The sequence below is a fragment of the Hydrogenophaga sp. genome (assembly GCF_030158645.1).
In the GTDB taxonomy this organism is placed as follows: domain Bacteria; phylum Pseudomonadota; class Gammaproteobacteria; order Burkholderiales; family Burkholderiaceae_C; genus Hydrogenophaga.
This window is the reverse complement of the sequence record NZ_JAOASO010000140.1, coordinates 1-1295: the sequence shown is the minus strand read 5'-3', so window position 1 is coordinate 1295 and position 1295 is coordinate 1. Positions and strand designations below refer to the sequence as shown.

The window sequence follows — 1295 nt, the reverse complement described above, 5'->3', positions numbered from 1 at the left end:
TGAAGCTCGCCGGCTCGGGTGTGCAGACCCTCATGGACTACTACGCCAGCCACCCCGCCGCCGTGCCCCTGCGCAAGGCCGCCTGAGCCGCCCCGCATTCACCGATCCCCCGCGCGTTCCACACCCACACGACAACAGGAGACAACATGCAACGCAGAACCTTCGTCACCGCCACGGCGGCCACCGCAGCCACCCTGGCCGCACCCATGCTGAGAGCCCAGACCTTGCCCAACGGCCCGGTGCGCATCGTCGTGGGATTTGCGCCCGGCGGCGGGACCGACGCGCTGGCGCGCCTGGTCGGCCAGAAGCTGCAAGGCATGTGGAACCTCACGGTGGTGGTGGAAAACCGGGCCGGTGCGTCGGGCGTGATCGCGGCCGACATGGTGTCCAAGGCCGCGCCCGACGGCAACACGCTGCTCATGGCCCACATCAACAGCCACGCGCTGGCCCCGGGTTTGATGCCCAAGCTGGGCTATGTGGTGGACCGCGACTTCACACCGCTCACCCTGGTGGGGGTCACGCCCAACCTGCTGATCTGCAACAACGACCAGCCCGCCAGGACCGTGGCCGACCTCGTGGCCCAGTGCAAGGCCAACCCGGGCAAAGTCACCTTCGGCTCTGCCGGCCAGGGCTCGGCCCAGCACCTCGCGCTGGAGTCGTTCAAACTCGCCGCCGGCGTGTTCGCACTGCACATTCCGTACAAGGGCTCCGGCCCGATGCTGACCGATCTCATGGGCGGGCAGATCGGCTATTCCTTCGACACGATGACCGCGGCCACCCCACACGTCAAAAGCGGCAAGGTGCGTGCCATTGCGCAGACCCGCGCCAAGCGCGCGTCGGGCCACCCGACCGTGCCGACCATGGCCGAGTCCGGCTTCCCCGGCTTCGAGGCCACCACCTGGTACGGGCTGGTGGGCCCGGGCAAGATGCCGCCGGCCATGGCACAGCGCATGAACGAAGACATCAACAAGGTGCTCGCCATGCCCGACGTGAAGGAAAAGCTGGACCTCTACGGCGCCGAAGACGGCGGCGGCTCGGCCCAGCAGTTCGCCGACTTCATCCGCACCGAGCAGGTGAAGTGGTCCAAGGTGATCAAGGACGCCAAGGTCACGATCGACAGCTGAGCGCCGACGCATGACCGACCAAGGCCAGGTGCGCCTGCAGATCGAGGCCGGCGTGGCCTCGGTGCTGTTTGACCGACCCCAGGCGCGCAATGCGATGACCTGGGCCATGTACGAACAGCTCGCGGCCATCAACCGCCAGCTGAGCACCGACCGCAGCGTGCGGGTGGCGGT

At 68.0% G+C, this 1295-nt stretch carries 1 protein-coding gene and 1 pseudogene; both read left to right on the top strand.

Features of this window, described 5'->3' with window-relative positions:
• The first annotated feature begins 146 nt into the window (after positions 1-146).
• Positions 147-1124: a tripartite tricarboxylate transporter substrate binding protein gene (locus tag Q1W68_RS15040; RefSeq protein ID WP_300651975.1), complete on the top strand. Its 978-nt coding sequence runs from the start codon at positions 147-149 to the stop codon at positions 1122-1124.
• Positions 1125-1134: 10 nt separating this feature from the next.
• Positions 1135-1295: pseudogene (locus Q1W68_RS15035) on the top strand (enoyl-CoA hydratase); the annotation flags it as partial.